The following is a 15,735-nucleotide window of genomic DNA, read 5'->3' as shown; positions in this document are numbered from 1 at the left end:
CGGCTACGACGTCGTCGAACTCGACGGCAGCTACGCCGCCTGGGCAGCCCAGCAGGAAACACGGCAGACCGTTACCAGCAACTGATCCAGGCAGCCCCTGAAGTGACCGATTGACACCACTGGCGGCGGCCCGGGCAGACCGGACCGCCGCCACCACCGTGCCCACAACACCTGGAGCGCAGCAATGACATCCGGAAACACCTCGCCACCGCAGGAACGCAGCATCCGGACTGCCATCAAGCTGGGCCTGCGGCAGAACCCGGCCCAGTTCCTCCTGCTCGTGGCCGTTAACGCCCTCGTCGGCGGCACCCTCGGCCAGGAACGCACCGTACTCCCGCTCCTCGCCGGGCAGGTCTTCCACCTTGACCTCTACACGTCCGCCCTGACCTACATCCTGGCCTTCGGCCTCGCCAAGGCCGGCACCAACTACTTCGCCGGCACCCTTTCGGACCGCTACGGCCGCAAACCCGTGTTGATCGCCGGCTGGATCATCGCGCTGCCCGTCCCGCTAATGCTGATCTTCGGGCCGAGTTGGGGCTGGATCGTCGCGGCCAACGTGATCCTGGGCATCAGCCAGGGCCTGACCTGGTCCACTACCGTGATGATGAAGATGGACCTCGTCGGCCCGTCCCGGCGCGGCCTGGCCATGGGCTTGAATGAGGCTGCCGGCTACCTCGGCGTCGCCGGTACCGCCCTGGCCACCGGCTACATCGCCGCCAACTACGGCCTGCGCCCCGGGCCCTTCCTGCTCGGCGCCGCCTACATCGCACTGGGACTCGGCCTCTCCGTCGTCGCCGTGCAGGAAACCCGGGGCCATGCCAGGTTAGAGGCCGCCAACCACACGCCGGCCCACGCCGGGGCCCACGGTGAACTGAGCAACCGGGAGATCTTCACCCTCACCAGCTTCCGGGACAGGTCCCTCTCCTCTGTCAGCCAGGCCGGACTGGTCAATAACCTCAACGACGGCCTCGCCTGGGGTCTCTTCCCCGTCCTGTTCGCCGCCGCCGGACTGACCATCGAAAAGATCGGCATCCTCGCCGCTGTCTACCCCGCGGTCTGGGGCGCCGGCCAACTGGCCACGGGCGCACTGTCGGACAGATACGGCCGGAAATGGCTGATCGCCGGCGGCATGCTGGTCCAGGCCGCCGCCCTGGGAATGACCGCAGCCGGCCAGGACTTCGGGACCTGGCTCGCCGCCGCTGTCCTCCTCGGAGCCGGCACCGCCATGGTCTACCCCACCCTGCTTGCAGCCATCGGCGATGTCGCCCACCCGGCGTGGCGGGCACGATCCGTCGGGATCTACCGGCTGTGGCGCGACGGCGGATTCGCCGTCGGCGCCTTACTCTCCGGGGTCATCGCAGACGCCTACGGCATCCCGGCGGCCGTCGCCGTCGTCGCCGTCCTCACCGCACTGTCGGGGATCCTCGTTGCCGTCCGGATGCGCGGATGGGATCACCAACCCGCCGTCTCGCAGGGGAAAACACTAAACCCTACGCAGTCCGCGCCGCTCTGACAGGTCATGGCCATCCCGCAGCTCCCAGGACTGAGGTAGGAGCGCGGATGGCCGTGGCATCCCGGGGCAGTCGCTGCAACCTTGTTGACGACCCGGGCAACCCACCAAAGCCACCGCTCAAGGCCCGCATCTCCCCCTTGGAGTTTGGGGCGTCGTCAACGCCAATCTCTGAGCCTGGCGCTTTCAATCAGCTGAAGAATGCCGGCGCCGCTGACGCCGAGCCTGCCAATGTGGTGGGCATTGGCTGATTCCGCCATAGTCCGCGCGGGCAGGGTGGCAAACAAATGCGCCGTTCGGTGACAGGGAAGAAATGCGGCTACAAAACGCGGGCGGGCTGTGCGGCGAGCACGCTGACCCGGTCATGTCCGGGCCCCCAACCCACTCTCAGGAGAGGAGTGCCTGAACGGCGACATAGGCGGCGACAATCAGAACCAGGATTCCAAAACCACGCTTGAGTGCCTTCTCGGGGATCCTGGTGCCGATCCGCCCGGCCGCGAGCGAGGCGATCATCGCTGTTCCCAACGTCGATCGGACCGTCATTTCAGACCTGAGGTACCTCAACCTCGACCCGGCCTTCCCGTTCGTGGCGGTCAAAACAACTGCCCGGGTAAACTCCGCTGCGGCTGTGGCGGCACTCGCCGCACAGGTGGCCGAGGCTTATCGCGGCGTCAGAGTGCGGGGCTTCACGTTCTGGGAGCAGCCGGGCCTCCAGCTCCCTTCCACGGAAAACTGGGCAACAGTTATGGCCGGGTCCGTGGAGGTGGCGGTCAGAGCTGACGAGCGGGATCTGACCGGGACTCTGAGGATCTCCTGGCCGGTAGCGGCGACTGACGTGTACGCCGATTACCAGCTCGGACATCAAGCGTGGCGGTCGGACGCCCCGGAGCTTGCCTCGTTTGTTTCAGAGTCCGGTCAGGAGGGACTCCAAGAAGCCGCGGACCAGGGCTTGTTGATGTCACTGCGGGACGACCGTGGCTTTGCGGGACTGGCGGCAGCCACAATGTCACCGCTCTTTGGCCGGCGCGCGGTCTGTATGTTGGACTTGTTCCTGACGGATCGTTGGCGTGGCCGGGGCCTGGCTCCGGCGATGCAATCTGCGTTCCTGGCCGGTCAAAACTCGGGGGCGGACACCGTCTGGGGCCACATTCACGCGGGAAACATGCCCTCGCTGCGCACGGCGCAGAAGCTGGGCCGCCGTCCGGTCCAGCAGGAGTACTTCATCAGCCTTTCCGCCTACTGATATTTCCGGCCCCCCAGCGTCCCCGGGACACCGCAGCACAGTGCACGCGGCATGACAGTGACGCTGCCGAAGAACAGCAGACCGGAGGATGGATCGTCAGCCAACTCCTCCGCTCAACCAGGTGCTACCACGCTGGGCGGGAACGACGGCATATCGATTGCCCGGATTCATCGGACGGGGTGCCGCAGGTGCGGATCCTCCCGCTGGGGCACGAACTCCTCGCGGGCGGCCACACCGGGGGGAACCTCAGTTGGAGTATGCCGTTCCGCCGGCTTCTGGCAGCATTGCTTTTTGTCAGAGTCGGGGCATATCGTTGATTATCGTTATATATCGTTCGCGACTCATTTAGGAGAGCATGATGCGTAATTCATACCCGACGGGCGGATTTGGCGGCAACAACATCGACGGCATGTGGCAGGCCGTGGAGGAGCTGCGTTCAAGGTTTGAGAAGCGCTCGGGCACCCGTGCGGGCCGGGGCGAAGTGCGTTCGGCGATACTGGCCCTGCTCGCGGAACGGCCGATGCACGGCTACCAGATCATCCGCGAAATCGAGGAGCGCAGCGGTGGCAGCTGGAAGCCTAGTGCCGGCTCCGTCTACCCCACGCTGCAGCTGCTGGCCGATGAGGGGTTCATCAGTGCCGAGGAATCCAACGGCCGCAAGATATACTCGCTGACCGAAGCAGGCCGGGAAGATGTGGCGGGCGCCGACGCGTCAGCGCCATGGGAATCAACGGGTCCGGCCTCACACGCAGGGTTCGCGGCGCTGCCCAAGGCTGGCGTCGAGCTCGCGCAGGCCGCGTCCCAGGTGGGTCGCACCGGCTCGCCGAAGCAGGTGCAGGAGGCAGTGACGGTGCTCGACGAGGCACGTCGCCGGCTGTACTCGATCCTCGCCCAGGACTGACGGGGGTGACGTCGGTTCGTCGGGGCCGGGCAGATCCGGTACCCGGCGCCGGGAACACCCGGGCCCGTTACCGTCGCATTCTGCGCTTCGCCGCGTGGCATCTCGCGGTGACGTGGTGGTTTGAGCTGTTCCTGCCTCGCATCGGGCTGGCCAGGATTGCCGAACGCACCCGGACCAAGAGGATGCGGCGCTTCGCGCAGCGCTTCCGTGTGCTCGCTGTGGATCTTGGCGGTCTAATGATCAAGGTTGGTCAGTTCCTGTCGTCCAGGCTCGATGTGCTCCCGCCGGAGATCACTGCTGAACTGGAAGGGCTGCAGGACGAGGCGCCCCCCGTCCCGTTCCCCGCAATCCGTGCCCTTGCCGAGGCGGAGCTGGGTGCGCCGCTGGACCGGGTGTTCGCCTCGGTCGAGGAGACACCAGTCGCCGCCGCCTCCTTGGGGCAGGCGCACCGGGCCCGGCTCCTTCGCTCCGACGCCGCCGATACCGGTCTGGATAACGTGGTGTTGAAGGTGCAGCGACCGGGCATCGACGCGATTGTCGACGTCGATCTGGCCGCGCTGCGCAAAGTTGGCGGCTGGCTCAGCCACGTGCGTCTTGTGTCCGATCGTGCAGACATGCCCGCCCTGGTCGAGGAGTTCGCGCAGACCAGTCTCGAGGAGATCGACTACCTCCAGGAGGCGGCGAATTTAGAGCGCTTCGCCGCTGATTTCGCCGACGACCACAGGGTGAGTGTGCCAGGGGTCGTTTGGGAGCGGAGCACCCGCCGCGTACTCACTCTCGAAGACGTCACGGCGATCAAGATTACGGACTTGGAGGGGCTTCTTGCGGCGGGCATCGATCCGGCGCAGGTCGCCCCGGTTTTCGCGTCGGTCATGTTCGACCAGATGTTCTCGAACGGCTTTTTCCACGCCGATCCGCACCCCGGCAATATCTTTGTCACCCCGAATACCGATTCATCCGCGGAGCGCCCGTGGACGCTGACGTTCATCGACTTCGGCATGATGGGCGAGGTTCCGCCGAGTACTCGCAGCGGCCTGCGGAAGCTGCTCATCGCGGCCGCCTCGCGTGACGGCAGGGGCTTGGTGACAGCGATCAGTGACGTGGGTGTGCTGGTGCCGTCGGCCGACACGGCTGAGCTCGAGCGGGCGATGACGCACCTCTTCGGCCGGTTTGGCGGGATGGGCTTCGCCGAGCTTCGCGAGGTGGACCCGCGGGAATTCCTTGATTTTGCGGTGGAGTTCGGCGACCTGGTTCGCTCGTTGCCGTTCCAGGTGCCGGAGAACTTCCTGCTCATCATCCGCGCGATGTCACTGACGTCGGGTGTGTGCAGCTCGCTGGACCCACGATTCAATCTGTGGGACTCGGTGGAACCCTATGCAGCGCAGCTGCTGCGCGACGAGCGCGGCAACATCGTGCAGGACGTCGCTCAACAAGCGCTCGACGCCGCCGGGGTCGCCCTGCGTCTGCCGAAACGACTGGATGGGCTTGTCACCCGAATCGAGGACGGTTCACTGTCCGTGGCCAATCCGCGCCTCGAACGGCAGGTGGCCCGGCTTGACCGCACGGCGCAGCGATCGGCATCGGCCCTGATATTCGGCGCCCTGCTGATCGCAGGTTCCGTGGTCCGGGCGGACGACACGGTGCTCGGCAGTGTGCTGATGATCGTGTCGGTGGTTCCGCTGCTGCACGGGCTGTGGGCGGGGCGCCGCGGCCTCTGAGTGACGTAGCGTGCCGAGACCCGGCTGTAAGTCCAGCGCCCGGGCGGCGACGGCCATTTCGCGGACACAGCTGCCGGCTGGTGGTCTGGTGCCGGCGGAAGATGGCAGCATGGGGACATGACTCCTGCGCACGGTTTTTCCGGTTTCTTCCGTCGTCCCCAGCCCATCCAACCCAAAGCCGGTCAGGAATCGGTCTGGGACTACCCGCGGCCGCCACGGGTCGAGCCGCGATCCGAACGGGTCATCGTGCGAGTTGGCGGGCAGGTCATTGCCGACACCACCGATGCAGTGCGCGTCCTGGAGACGAGCCATCCGCCTGTCTACTACTTGCCATTGGCCTCATTCCCTGCCGGTGTACTCGTCCCGGTCGAGGGCACCAGCTTCTGCGAGTTCAAGGGGGAAGCTCACTACTTTGACGTTGTTGCCGGCGGAGTCGTCGTTGCCCGTGCCGGGTGGACCTACCCGGAACCCACCCGCGGTTTCGAGGCCCTCAGTACCCGGGTGGCCCTCTACCCGGCTCGCATGGACTCCTGCGAGGTCGACGGCGAGCAGGTGACCTTCCAGAAGGGTGACTTCTACGGCGGTTGGATCACCAGGCAGATCGTTGGTCCGTTCAAAGGTGGCCCGGGCACGGCCGGGTGGTGAGCACCCCGCTGCTGCGCCGGTAAGACCCGGTCAAAGCGACCCCGGGGGCCTAGCCCGTCGTGCAGACCACATCCCGGGACGCGACGGCCACGAACTCACGGCGACATGGGATCGACCTGGAAGCACCTCGACCACGGCTCCCAGCCACGCCGGCTGGCGACCGCCCCGTCGTCGGGGGCGGCCGCCAGTTTCAGTGCCCTGCGGGCGTTAGTGCTCGGTGTCTGCCGCAGCAGCCTTCTTGGCGTCCTTCTCGGCGTCCTTCTCGGCGCGCAGAGCCTCCGTCTCGTGCTGTTCCTCGGCTTTTTCCTGATGGATCACCGCTGCGAAGAGCTTCTCCATCTCCTTGGCCACGCCGGCGGCTGAGGCCGGGTTCTGGCCGGTCACCAGTCGATCGTCAACCACCACCTTCTCCTCGAAGACATCAGCGGAGACGTGGGTGGCGCCCTGTTCCACAAGTCGGTCTGCCAAGAAGAACGGGATGACCTTGTCCTTCCCTGCGGCAACCTCCTCGTCGTTGGTGAAGGCGGCCACCTTCCGGCCCTCGACCAGGCGAAGCCCGTTCTCCAATTCCACGTTCAACAGGCCGGCCGGCCCGTGGCAGACCGCGCCCACCAGGCCGCCGGCGTTGTAGACGCTGGCGACGAGGTTCTGCAAGCCTTCGCTGTCCGGGAAGTCCCACATGGTGCCGTGGCCGCCCACGAGATAGACGGCGTCGTACTGTTCGGGATCAACCACGTCGACGCGGGCAGTGTTGTAGAGACCGGCGCGTGTAGTCTCGTCCTCCGTGAAGGCAACCTGGATGGGATCTTCTGCGTCCACCTCGTCGCGCGGGGGCTGGCCGCCCCGGATCGACGCGAAGTCGACGAAATGCCCGGAATCCTTGAAGACCTTCCAGGGATGTGCAGCCTCGGCCACGTTGTAGCCGGTCTTCTCTCCCGTATCGCCGATCTCCGAAACGCTGGTCAGTACCATGAGAATTTTCTTCATGAAGTGCTCCTTTCGTCTAACTTCCACCCTACGACGAGCCCAGCTTAATTCAGATTCTGCTTCCCCGTCTAAGCAGGTGGTAGTACGGAGGTGCTCCTCGTTACTGGAGCGGGTGATGCCTGGTGCCGGCGGCAACGGCACGGACGGCGTCTGCTCGTCCGCTTGCCAAAGACCTTGTCTATGGCGCGAGCCCCAAACGGGGGGCTGAAGGTGCCAGGAAATCCCCGAAAGGCAAGGCCGGTGCCGCGTCGGGAGACGGCCTTGAGAAGAGGTAGCCCTGCCCGAAGCGGCAACCCATCTTCAGCAGAAGGTCCAGCTGCCCGGTCGTTTCGATGCCCTCGGCCACAACGTCCAGCTTCAACGAGTCCGCCAACCGGATGACGCCTTCCACAATCGCCCGATCGTGTGCGGACGTTTCGATGTCGCGCACGAACGTCATGTCCACCTTCAGCAGGTCGATGTCGAAGGCCCGAAGGTGGGTAAAGGACGAGTAACCTGTGCCGAAGTCGTCGATGGCCAGGCGCACGCCGATGTCGCGGAGCTCCTGGAACGTTTTGGCCGCGGAGCCGATCGCTTCGATCACCGCACTCTCGGTGAGCTCCAGCCAAAGTTGGTTCGGAGGCAACCCGGAGCTGCTGAGTGCTCCCCTGACCACCGCGCCGAAGTCGTCCCGCGCGAACTGCCGCGGAGATACGTTGACGCTGACGGCCATGCCGCCGTCAAGCGCGGCGGCGGCCCGGCAGGCCTGGCCCAGTACCGTACTCCCGATCTGCTTGATCAGGCCCGCCTCTTCGGCGATCGCAATGAAGTCACCCGGCAGCACGAGACCGCGCTCGGGTCGACGCCAGCGAGCCAGCGCTTCGGTGGCCACGACCGTTCGCTCCCGCAGATCAACGATCGGCTGGTACCAGGTCTCGATCTGGCCCAGGTCGACCGCACTGCGCAAGGCGATCTCGGTATCCAGCTTTCGGTCGATCCGGCCGCGCAGGTCGTCGTCGAAAACTTCATAGCGCGCGCGGCCGCGGTCCTTCGCCAGGTACATTGCCTGGTCCGCGTTGCGCAGGAGCGATTCAGGGTCGTCGTGGCCGACGCCGAAGGAGATGCCGATGCTGGCGTCGACGGATGCGATGTGCCCGCCGATCAGGATCGGCAGGGCGATGGACTTCTGGAGCGCATCCGCGAGCTGCGCGACGTCCTGGCTGCTGTCGACATCGGGGCAGACGACGACGAATTCGTCTCCGCCGATGCGGGCCACCGTGTCCGACGCCCGAGTACCGTGGCGCAGCCTCGCGGCGACTTCGGTCAGGACCGCGTCGCCGGAGTGGTGCCCGAGGCTGTCATTGACGACCTTGAACCGATCCAGGTCAATGAACAACACGGCGACTCCGCTGCCGTGGCGTGCCGCCTGGAGGAGCGCCTGGGCAAGCCGGTCCAGCAGCAGCAGCCGGTTGGGCAGGTTCGTGAGCGGATCGTGAAAAGCCAGGTGCTCCACGCGTGCCTCGGCCAGCCGGCGGGCCGTGATGTCCTCCAGCTGGTACAGGAGACCCCCCACGTGTTCGCCTTCGTGGATTTCAGCGACGCTGACCTTCACCCAGGTCTCCTCGGAGTCGCTGCGGCGCATCCGTCGATCCACACGCTGCCGGGAGCTCTCCAGTGGCCCGGCCGGCAGGTCATGCGGGCCGACGGTTTCAAGCGGCATGAACACCGCCTCGATGGACTGGTCCAGCACCCCGGACGACCGGCCGGTCAGAGCAAAGAGGCGCCGGTTGGCTTCCAGCACCCGGCCGTCGAGCGACACGATGGCCGTCCCGAGCGGTGACCAGGCGAAGGCCGCCTCGAACCGCGCCCGGGCAGCGGTCGCCGACTCCTCCGCCGCACGCAGGGCAGTCACGTCCGTGACGCTGGCCAGATGTCCGGTCACGGTTCCCTTATCGCGAATCGGCGCGGTGGTGACCTGCACCGAGTTGACCTGCCCGTCCGGAGTGCGAAAACGCACCGTGCTCGAATATGCGGTGACGGTGGAGACGCACTGTCCCCACTCGGTCAGCACCCGGTCGACGTCGTCGGGGTGCAGCGCGGCGGACCAGCCGCTGCCCAGGGACTCGTCCAGGGTCAGTCCGCTCATGCTGAGCCACTGGTCGTTGGCGGTGAGCAGCCCTCCCCCGGCGTCGAGCTGTACGATTCCTACCGGTGCAAGCCGCACGAGCGCCTGGAGAGCGTCCGCTGTCGCGGCCAGCTCCTGGGTCCGGGCCGCGACCGTGGTCTCGAGCGTGTGGTTTGTCTCGGCCAGCGTCGTCAGCGCGCCCTCACGTTGCCGGTCGAGTTCGCGGAGCCTCAGGGCCGCGAGCCAGGTCAACGCGCAGCCGAGGACGGTCATGCTCAAGACGAGCATTGCGACGGCGAAAGGAGTGTCGAACCAGCCCATGCGCTGCGCCGTCAGACACAGCCAGCCGAGGGCGAACGGACCACCGATGAAGAACGGTATCGCCGGACGAAGCAGCTTTCCTGCGCTGCCATCGTCCCTCGACAGTCCGGCCAAACCAAGGGAAGGGTGCTGGAGCAGTGTCGCCGCCGACAACACCGCGATCCCGAGGGCCGTAGGCAGGGCCATGCTGGTGTACCCGCTCACGGTGTACAGCGAGGAAACGCCATAGACGTACCCGAGAATCGCGACATGACTGATGCCGAGGGCGGCGAGGGCGAGCGTCAGCGTGCTCCGGGCAAGCCGGCTGGAAAGGACGGAGCCGCCCAGCACAAACAGCGAGAAGGCCGTGGACGGCGCCATCCGGGCAGAGCTGCCGCTCAGCTCGATTCCCGGCAGCAGGGTATCGATGGCCAGCGACGTTCCCAGCATGTTCTCTAAAAATGACAGGCCGCCGATGACGAACACAGCCGCACCGAGGACCGCGGTGAGACGCCGATGGTCGAACGCGATCAGCGCAATCGAGAGGAGAACAAAGGCCAGCGCCGCCGTGGGCTTCATCGAGAGGAGCCCGCTCGCCAGCAGCGCGCCTCCGGTGTACCACCCGTACAGGACGGCAAGCCCTGCCGCGCCGACCAGGGCCGCTCCGATACGCCCGACCTGCTGCATGTCTTTCCCCTGTTTCCGAAGGGGGCTGACGTGCCGACCGACGTTAGAAGAATACATGCCGGGAGCGCCTTGGGCCCCGACGTCAGCCGGGTCATATCGTTCCGGACACTTCCGTCCATGAACAGCTACCCACGGCGCAGCAGCCCAAATGAGAGAAGGACCGCCGGCCCCAGCAACCGAGACCAAAAAATATGGGCCCGCAGCGGCCCATTGATTCCGGACCGAGCGCAAAAGATAGGCCAATACCCAAGCCATTGGCGCCGCGAACACCAGGGAAACACCGAAGCCATAGAAAATCACCATGCCCAAAGAGCCCCACATGTGGCTGGCTTCGGTACCGTCCCGTCCGGCAGGCACGCCATAACCTGCCGCCACCAGGAGCAATAGCACGCCCACCCAAATCGATGTGGCGATGTGGCGATGTGGCGATGTGGCGATGAGCCAGCCCTTGATGAACGCATACGCATCCAGGACCACCCTGTGCGACTGAACTGCCTGCGGCTGCGCCGCGTCCCCCAAATCCATGGGCTTAGCCCACCGATGCGCAAAGGCTTCCCTCCAGTGCCGGGGTTCGGCCGTCCGATAGGGGATGGGCAATCGGAGCAGTGCCTTGTGATCTCCGACTTCGGGGAGTGGCCGGTCCTGTTGGGCTACAGATCGAGGACTAATGCGAGGGCCTCGTCGACTCGCTGCATCTCGTCGATGGTCAGGAAGCCGACGGGTTCTGTGAGGCGGACGAGGTCAACGGTCGCGAGTTGGTCGCACATCACCAGTGTCTGTCGATCGGCGATGCGCACTGGCGGCCGGAAGCTGGTCTCTCGTGCGCTGGTGCTCGTGAACGCGACGATCCAGGTACTGAGCGTGAGCCAGTCTGGCTGCAACACGACTGCGTACCGCCGACCCTTCTGCTCGTGGCCCTTGCCTCGCCCGGGGAGACGGTAGACCTTACCCCTCATGCAGCGCGGCGATTTCCTGCTGGATCGCCCGAACTTCGGCCAGGTCAGCCGGATCGTCCTTGATGGCACGCGCCTCTGCTGCAGCGATCCGACGGCGTTCGTCGCGGCTCATCGCGGCCAGAGCGGCGACGATAACCTGGTCGGCGCTCTCATGCCGGGCGGCACCGATCTTGAGGATGAGGTCGCGAGTGCTGCTTCGCACTTTCACGGTGGTGGTAACAGCCATGACCTGAGTCTACTCCTGGTAGACCGATCTAATGCAAGGCCTCGGGGGCCTGTGGGGCATTACGCGACGGTCTGCGCTAGCGACCCCGCCCCGCAAGGGGAACCCTCTACGGGACGCATTTTTTCTGTCGGCTCTTAACTCTGTGAATCGCAGACTCATCTGGCTCGTTTTTCGCAGCGCTACTTGGCATGGCCCACCGATCCCCGCGCGTTTCGTGAGCGGGTGGGCTTGTACTCAGAATTTCGCTCGAGCTACGCCTCATGAGCAAGTTTGAAGAAAGCTTGTGGCACCAAGGCGGTCGTGGAAGGTTAAGGTGTGGCCGCTGTCGTCGTGGAAGACGGCCTGTGAGCCCGTCACGGTGATCGTGCCCGATTGGTAGGGGTTGCCCCGGCCAGCAGGCGGATTTCCGTGGCCGTCGTTCAGCGGCTGGTCGGCGAGGAAGAAGGTGTCCTGCACCCGTGCCTCATAGATGCCGCAATGAGTGAAGAGGGCGAAAGGGACACTTGAGACGGGGGTGGTTGCCGGACTTGTCGAGGCATCGATTGTCGGTGCTGCCGGCGCCGCACATCCACTCATCACCGCCATTGCGGCTGCCGCAGCGGCGATGCCTCGAACATATCGAGTTGCCATGCACCAAACCTCTCCGACGGCAGGGGCGCGGTCAAGAATCTGAGCATCTCGATTGCTGTGTGTGATCGACTATCTGCAGGCCGTCTCAGCCAAGAAATCCTGCCGAGTTGGTGGCCGGTTTCCGGCCAAAAGAGCGTTAAGAATCCGGCCGGGCATTTCCCCTCCAATTCATGGATTCCCAGCTTTTAGCGCGTCGGCGTGCTTGAAGGGTTTCGCCAGTGCGTTATCTGCCTGTTCGACGCGCGACCCGGTGCGGTTCACACCGCCATCGCGCGGGTGGTTAGGCTGGGTGGATGGCGACAGTTATTCTCGTGCGGCACGGCCGCACCACAGCCAATGCCACTGGACTGCTGGCCGGTCGGGCCGTCGGCGTCAGCCTGGACCAGATCGGGCGCGATCAGGCGGCTCTAACCGGAGACCGGCTCGGGGCTGTGCCCGTAGTCGGGGTGGTGTCGAGCCCTCTTGAGCGTTGTCAGCAGACCGCCCAGCTCATCCTCGATCGCCAGGCTGGCACGCCGTACGCGCAGGTCGATCTCGATCTCACCGAGTGCGATTACGGCCAGTGGCAGGGCCGCACGCTCAGTGATCTCGCGACCGAGGATCTGTGGCCGGTTGTGCAGTCGCAACCGTCCGCCGTCGTCTTTCCCGGCGGTGAATCCATGGCCGCGATGCACGCTCGGTCGGTGGCAGCGATTCGACGCCACGATGCAGCCTTCGAAGCCGAGTACGGGCCAGGGGCCGTGTGGGTGGCGGTGAGCCACGGTGACATCATCAAGTCAATCCTCGCCGACGCGCTCGGCATGCACCTTGACCTATTCCAGCGCATTAACGTGGGCCCCGCCTCCGTATCGATCGTGCGCTACGGCGCTAGTCGGCCGAGCGTCCACGCGACCAACACCGACGCGGGTGATCTGTCGTGGCTGTCGAACGGCATCCACTCTGGCGATGCGCCGGTGGGCGGCGGTGCAGGGCAAAAGGCGCCATGAACCTCATGTGACTAAAATACTGACATGCCTACACGTGTTCATGAGTTTGCCTGGCCTGACCGGGTCGTCGTTGGCACCATTGGCCTTCCGGGGGCGCGCACGTTCTACCTGCAGGTGCGCGCAGGGACGCAGATCGTGAGTATTGCCCTGGAGAAGCAGCAGTCGGCTCTGCTCGCGGAGAAGATCGACGAAATTCTCAACCAGCTCATCACCGTCGAGGGCAACCCCTTCAGCGTTCCCACGAGTACTCCCATTGAACTTGTCGACAATGACCAGCTCGAGGCCGTCCAGGAGCAGTTTCGCACCGGCGCCATGAGCTTAGGTTGGGACCCAACCACGGCCCAGGTCGTAATAGAGGCCTACCCCATCACCGATGTCGATGCTGATGAGAACGACGCATCCCTTGATGAGAACGGCGCTAACGAACCCGAAATGCTGCTGGTGCGAATGCCGGTCGGCACCGCCCGCGCATTCGCCAAGCGCACCCGTGAGATCGTGGGCGCCGGGCGTCCGATGTGCTCGCTCTGCGGTTACCCCATAGACGCCGACGGGCACATCTGCACCCTTCCCGAGGTCTGATGCCAGCGCCGGACCTAGTGACCGCCGAGCTGACGCTCACCGGCCGCATCACGACAGCTTCAAACGCTACATTTCTGGGCAGCATCGGCGACGTGGTGGTCATCTATAAGCCGATAGCAGGCGAAAGTCCGCTGTGGGATTTTCCCCACGGCACCCTGGCTCACCGGGAGGTGGCCGCCTACCTGGTCTCACAGGTCTTCGGCTGGGACCTCGTGCCGCGCACCTGGCTGCGCGATGGTCCGATGGGTGAAGGCATGGTGCAGCTCTGGCAGGACCAAGACCCCGCCCAAAGCGCCGTGAACCTGGTCGCGACGGACCACGTGCCCGAGACGGGCTGGAAAAACGTTCTCGAGGGACGCGATGAGAACGGACGGATGGTCACCCTCGTTCACGAAGACTCGCCAGCACTCAGACGCATGGCGGTGTTCGACATAATCGTCAACAACGCCGACCGCAAAGGCGACCACATTCTTGCCATGATGGACGGACACCGGCACGGCGTGGACCACGGGCTCACCTTTCACCGTGACCACAAGCTGCGCACGGTGCTGTGGGGATGGCTGGGAGACGCTCTGACCGCCGAGGAACGCGACGGCATCGATCATGTCAGCGAAGGGCTGCACGGTGGGCTGGGCCGAAACCTGGCGGACCTGCTCAGCACCGAAGAAATCGCATCGCTCGCCGCGCGCTGCGCCCGGTTGCGCTCGGCAGGGCGGTTTCCGGCTCCGAGCGGAGAGATGTCGGCGGTGCCCTGGCCTCTGTTCTAAGGGGATTACGGCTACGACCGGACTCCTCGTGACGGGAAAATGATGGCTGCGGCGGCGGGCTATCTGGTGGGAAGGCCCTGGCAGCAAAGCCCACCAGTTCCTACGACTCGCCCTCGAAGCCGGCCCGCCTACCGACTGGCCAGGCTCAGCGAACTCGTGATCAACTCCGGATCAGCGGCCATGTCATGCCGTTCCTCCGTCCATTCGTGCATGAACCTGCATGAACAGGTATCAGAGCGGAATTTCCGGACCGGCCGCAACCCAAGGTATATCTAAAGATTGTTCAGCAAATCATGTTCTAAGCGGCCCTAGCCACCATGAAGTAGTGAACGCGAAAACCCTACGGAAGGACGCACGATGATGAACACCCATAAGGGACGCCGCAGGGCGGTACCCGGTCTGCAGTAGCGAGCCGCTCCCCCACACAACCAAATAGGTCTATCAGGGACCCACACACCCGGAACATCAGGTCAGAGGCGAGAGTGTGCACACTGTCCACATGAAAAAACACCGAAAAGCCCCTGAGCTGCGGAAACACTGTGAACGAGGTGGGACTCGAACCGGGTTCTGGCCCTTGCATTTCCGCCACTCCCCCGAAAACTTAGCCATTCCGGCACAGTCCGGAACCGGTACTACCCGATCCGAAGCCCAGGGTGTGCACTTTGTGCACACCCCCTTTTTCCCACCTTTTGGACCTCGATGTACGGGCAGGACGGCTGCCGTCGCGGATCGCTCTGAGTCGCTTCGTCAGGCGATTCGGATTCGTTCGTCGCCGAGCTCAACCTCAACACGAAGCCGGCCACCGAGCGCCTCGACGTATTTTCGCAAGGTATCGACCTGGGCACGATCAATGTCACCGTGCTCGATGCGGGACACCCTGTTCTGGCTGACATGCAGGCGCCCGGCCAGCTCGACCTGCGTCAGCTCAGAGGCCTTGCGGAGCTCCCGAAGCCGGTAGGCCCGGACCTCGTCGACCATGCGCTTCTTGAGGGCATTTACAGCTGCACGGTCAACCGGACGCTTGGCCAGTAGTTCCTCCATGGACTTCGCCACTATGCTCCTCCTTTCAGAATCCTCAGATGATCATCGAACAAGTCATCAGCAACCGGAATATTCGTCCTGTACCACTTGCTCCAGTTGCCCGCCTTGTCCCCCGCGACAAGCAGGATCGCCCGCCGCTCCGAATCAAAGGCAAACAGGATTCGCAGTTCCGACCGCCCGGTCGATCCCGGCCGCAACTCCTTCATGTTCGTATGCCGTGAACGAACCGCTGTGTGTCGACCGATGGACGACCAAGTCGAGGTCTGCGCTCGGCGAGAAGCTCTGATGCAGCAACAATCTGCTCATAGGGATACGAGTCTTGGTCAAGACCTAACAGCTACGGCTCCACTAGCCTCACGTTGTTATGCGTCGCAGTGTTTGGCGGTGTGGGCGTCTTTGGGCGTGACGAGAAGGGTTTTTTGCCGCGGGGTCTTGATTTAGTGTCGTCGGCGGCG

The 15,735-nt window shown here is 64.7% G+C and carries 15 protein-coding genes; 8 read left to right on the top strand and 7 right to left on the bottom strand.

Translation table 11 applies throughout. The annotated features are described in order from the left end of the window. Positions 1-184: 184 nt before the first annotated feature. From RCH07_RS17920 to RCH07_RS17900, 5 genes are all read left to right on the top strand, one after another. Positions 185-1,513, top strand: coding sequence for an MFS transporter (locus RCH07_RS17920; protein WP_326968846.1), 1,329 nt, complete (start codon positions 185-187; stop codon positions 1,511-1,513). A 451-nt stretch (positions 1,514-1,964) separates the two neighbouring features. Further along, a complete protein-coding gene (locus tag RCH07_RS17915) occupies positions 1,965-2,753 on the top strand; it encodes a GNAT family N-acetyltransferase (RefSeq protein ID WP_326968845.1) in 789 nt (262 codons plus the stop codon). Positions 2,754-3,111: 358 nt separating this feature from the next. Further along, entirely contained in the window at positions 3,112-3,654 is a 543-nt protein-coding gene (locus RCH07_RS17910) for a PadR family transcriptional regulator (protein WP_326968847.1), read from the top strand. Positions 3,655-3,659: 5 nt separating this feature from the next. Then, complete coding sequence (locus RCH07_RS17905; protein ID WP_326968844.1) at positions 3,660-5,372, top strand: ABC1 kinase family protein; 1,713 nt, start codon at positions 3,660-3,662, stop codon at positions 5,370-5,372. Positions 5,373-5,489: 117 nt separating this feature from the next. After that, the gene (locus tag RCH07_RS17900; protein ID WP_326968843.1) at positions 5,490-6,017 is read left to right on the top strand and encodes a DUF427 domain-containing protein; all 528 of its coding nucleotides are present in this window, start codon (positions 5,490-5,492) and stop codon (positions 6,015-6,017) included. Between the two features lie 207 nt (positions 6,018-6,224). Here RCH07_RS17900 and RCH07_RS17895 read toward each other — a convergent pair whose 3' ends face one another. The 5 genes from RCH07_RS17895 to RCH07_RS17875 form a co-directional block, all read right to left on the bottom strand. Further along, complete coding sequence (locus RCH07_RS17895) at positions 6,225-7,004, bottom strand: type 1 glutamine amidotransferase domain-containing protein (protein ID WP_326968842.1); 780 nt, start codon at positions 7,002-7,004, stop codon at positions 6,225-6,227. Positions 7,005-7,182: 178 nt separating this feature from the next. Further along, positions 7,183-10,095 carry a putative bifunctional diguanylate cyclase/phosphodiesterase gene (locus RCH07_RS17890; protein ID WP_326968841.1) on the bottom strand — a complete coding sequence of 971 codons (2,913 nt, stop codon included), beginning with the start codon at positions 10,093-10,095 and terminating at the stop codon, positions 7,183-7,185. A gap of 650 nt (positions 10,096-10,745) precedes the next feature. After that, positions 10,746-11,051 (bottom strand): type II toxin-antitoxin system PemK/MazF family toxin, encoded by a 306-nt coding sequence (locus RCH07_RS17885; RefSeq protein ID WP_326968840.1) that lies wholly within the window; start codon positions 11,049-11,051, stop codon positions 10,746-10,748. After that, entirely contained in the window at positions 11,041-11,277 is a 237-nt protein-coding gene (locus RCH07_RS17880) for a hypothetical protein (protein WP_326968839.1), read from the bottom strand. The genes RCH07_RS17885 and RCH07_RS17880 overlap by 11 nt, the downstream gene beginning before the upstream one ends. Before the next feature lie 258 nt (positions 11,278-11,535). Beyond that, positions 11,536-11,907 carry a hypothetical protein gene (locus RCH07_RS17875; RefSeq protein ID WP_326968838.1) on the bottom strand — a complete coding sequence of 124 codons (372 nt, stop codon included), beginning with the start codon at positions 11,905-11,907 and terminating at the stop codon, positions 11,536-11,538. Between the two features lie 293 nt (positions 11,908-12,200). Between RCH07_RS17875 and RCH07_RS17870 the strand changes: the two genes are divergently transcribed. Genes RCH07_RS17870 through RCH07_RS17860 form a run of 3 tightly spaced genes read left to right on the top strand, consistent with a single transcriptional unit; the run spans position 12,201 to position 14,239 of the window. Beyond that, a complete protein-coding gene (locus RCH07_RS17870) occupies positions 12,201-12,893 on the top strand; it encodes an MSMEG_4193 family putative phosphomutase (RefSeq protein ID WP_326968837.1) in 693 nt (230 codons plus the stop codon). A 24-nt stretch (positions 12,894-12,917) separates the two neighbouring features. Beyond that, positions 12,918-13,472: a DUF3090 domain-containing protein gene (locus RCH07_RS17865; protein ID WP_326968836.1), complete on the top strand. Its 555-nt coding sequence runs from the start codon at positions 12,918-12,920 to the stop codon at positions 13,470-13,472. Continuing rightward, positions 13,472-14,239, top strand: a complete 768-nt coding sequence (locus RCH07_RS17860; protein WP_326968835.1) for an SCO1664 family protein — start codon at positions 13,472-13,474, stop codon at positions 14,237-14,239. Before RCH07_RS17865 ends, RCH07_RS17860 begins: the two co-directional genes overlap by 1 nt. 747 nt (positions 14,240-14,986) lie before the next feature. Here the strand turns inward: RCH07_RS17860 and RCH07_RS17855 are convergent. After that, positions 14,987-15,292, bottom strand: coding sequence for a helix-turn-helix domain-containing protein (locus RCH07_RS17855; protein ID WP_326968834.1), 306 nt, complete (start codon positions 15,290-15,292; stop codon positions 14,987-14,989). Further along, positions 15,292-15,486, bottom strand: coding sequence for a type II toxin-antitoxin system RelE/ParE family toxin (locus RCH07_RS17850; protein WP_326968833.1), 195 nt, complete (start codon positions 15,484-15,486; stop codon positions 15,292-15,294). The genes RCH07_RS17855 and RCH07_RS17850 overlap by 1 nt, the downstream gene beginning before the upstream one ends. Between the last annotated feature and the right edge of the window lie 249 nt (positions 15,487-15,735).

This window comes from Arthrobacter sp. CG_A4, from assembly GCF_035985125.1.
Taxonomy (GTDB): Bacteria; Actinomycetota; Actinomycetes; order Actinomycetales; family Micrococcaceae; genus Arthrobacter.
Note: the sequence above shows the minus strand (reverse complement) of the source record. Positions and strands in the feature narration are given on the sequence as shown.

What these genes read in the sequence shown, in the direction of transcription:
- RCH07_RS17920 (WP_326968846.1), top strand. Translation starts at nt 185, where the DNA reads ATGACATCCGGAAACACCTCGCCACCGCAGGAACGCAGCATCCGGACT.
- RCH07_RS17910 (WP_326968847.1), top strand. Translation starts at nt 3,112, where the DNA reads ATGCGTAATTCATACCCGACGGGCGGATTTGGCGGCAACAACATCGAC.
- RCH07_RS17900 (WP_326968843.1), top strand. Translation starts at nt 5,490, where the DNA reads ATGACTCCTGCGCACGGTTTTTCCGGTTTCTTCCGTCGTCCCCAGCCC.
- RCH07_RS17895 (WP_326968842.1), bottom strand. Translation starts at nt 7,004, where the DNA reads ATGAAGAAAATTCTCATGGTACTGACCAGCGTTTCGGAGATCGGCGAT.
- RCH07_RS17890 (WP_326968841.1), bottom strand. Translation starts at nt 10,095, where the DNA reads ATGCAGCAGGTCGGGCGTATCGGAGCGGCCCTGGTCGGCGCGGCAGGG.
- RCH07_RS17885 (WP_326968840.1), bottom strand. Translation starts at nt 11,051, where the DNA reads ATGAGGGGTAAGGTCTACCGTCTCCCCGGGCGAGGCAAGGGCCACGAG.
- RCH07_RS17880 (WP_326968839.1), bottom strand. Translation starts at nt 11,277, where the DNA reads ATGGCTGTTACCACCACCGTGAAAGTGCGAAGCAGCACTCGCGACCTC.
- RCH07_RS17875 (WP_326968838.1), bottom strand. Translation starts at nt 11,907, where the DNA reads ATGGCAACTCGATATGTTCGAGGCATCGCCGCTGCGGCAGCCGCAATG.
- RCH07_RS17870 (WP_326968837.1), top strand. Translation starts at nt 12,201, where the DNA reads ATGGCGACAGTTATTCTCGTGCGGCACGGCCGCACCACAGCCAATGCC.
- RCH07_RS17865 (WP_326968836.1), top strand. Translation starts at nt 12,918, where the DNA reads ATGCCTACACGTGTTCATGAGTTTGCCTGGCCTGACCGGGTCGTCGTT.
- RCH07_RS17860 (WP_326968835.1), top strand. Translation starts at nt 13,472, where the DNA reads ATGCCAGCGCCGGACCTAGTGACCGCCGAGCTGACGCTCACCGGCCGC.
- RCH07_RS17850 (WP_326968833.1), bottom strand. Translation starts at nt 15,486, where the DNA reads ATGAAGGAGTTGCGGCCGGGATCGACCGGGCGGTCGGAACTGCGAATC.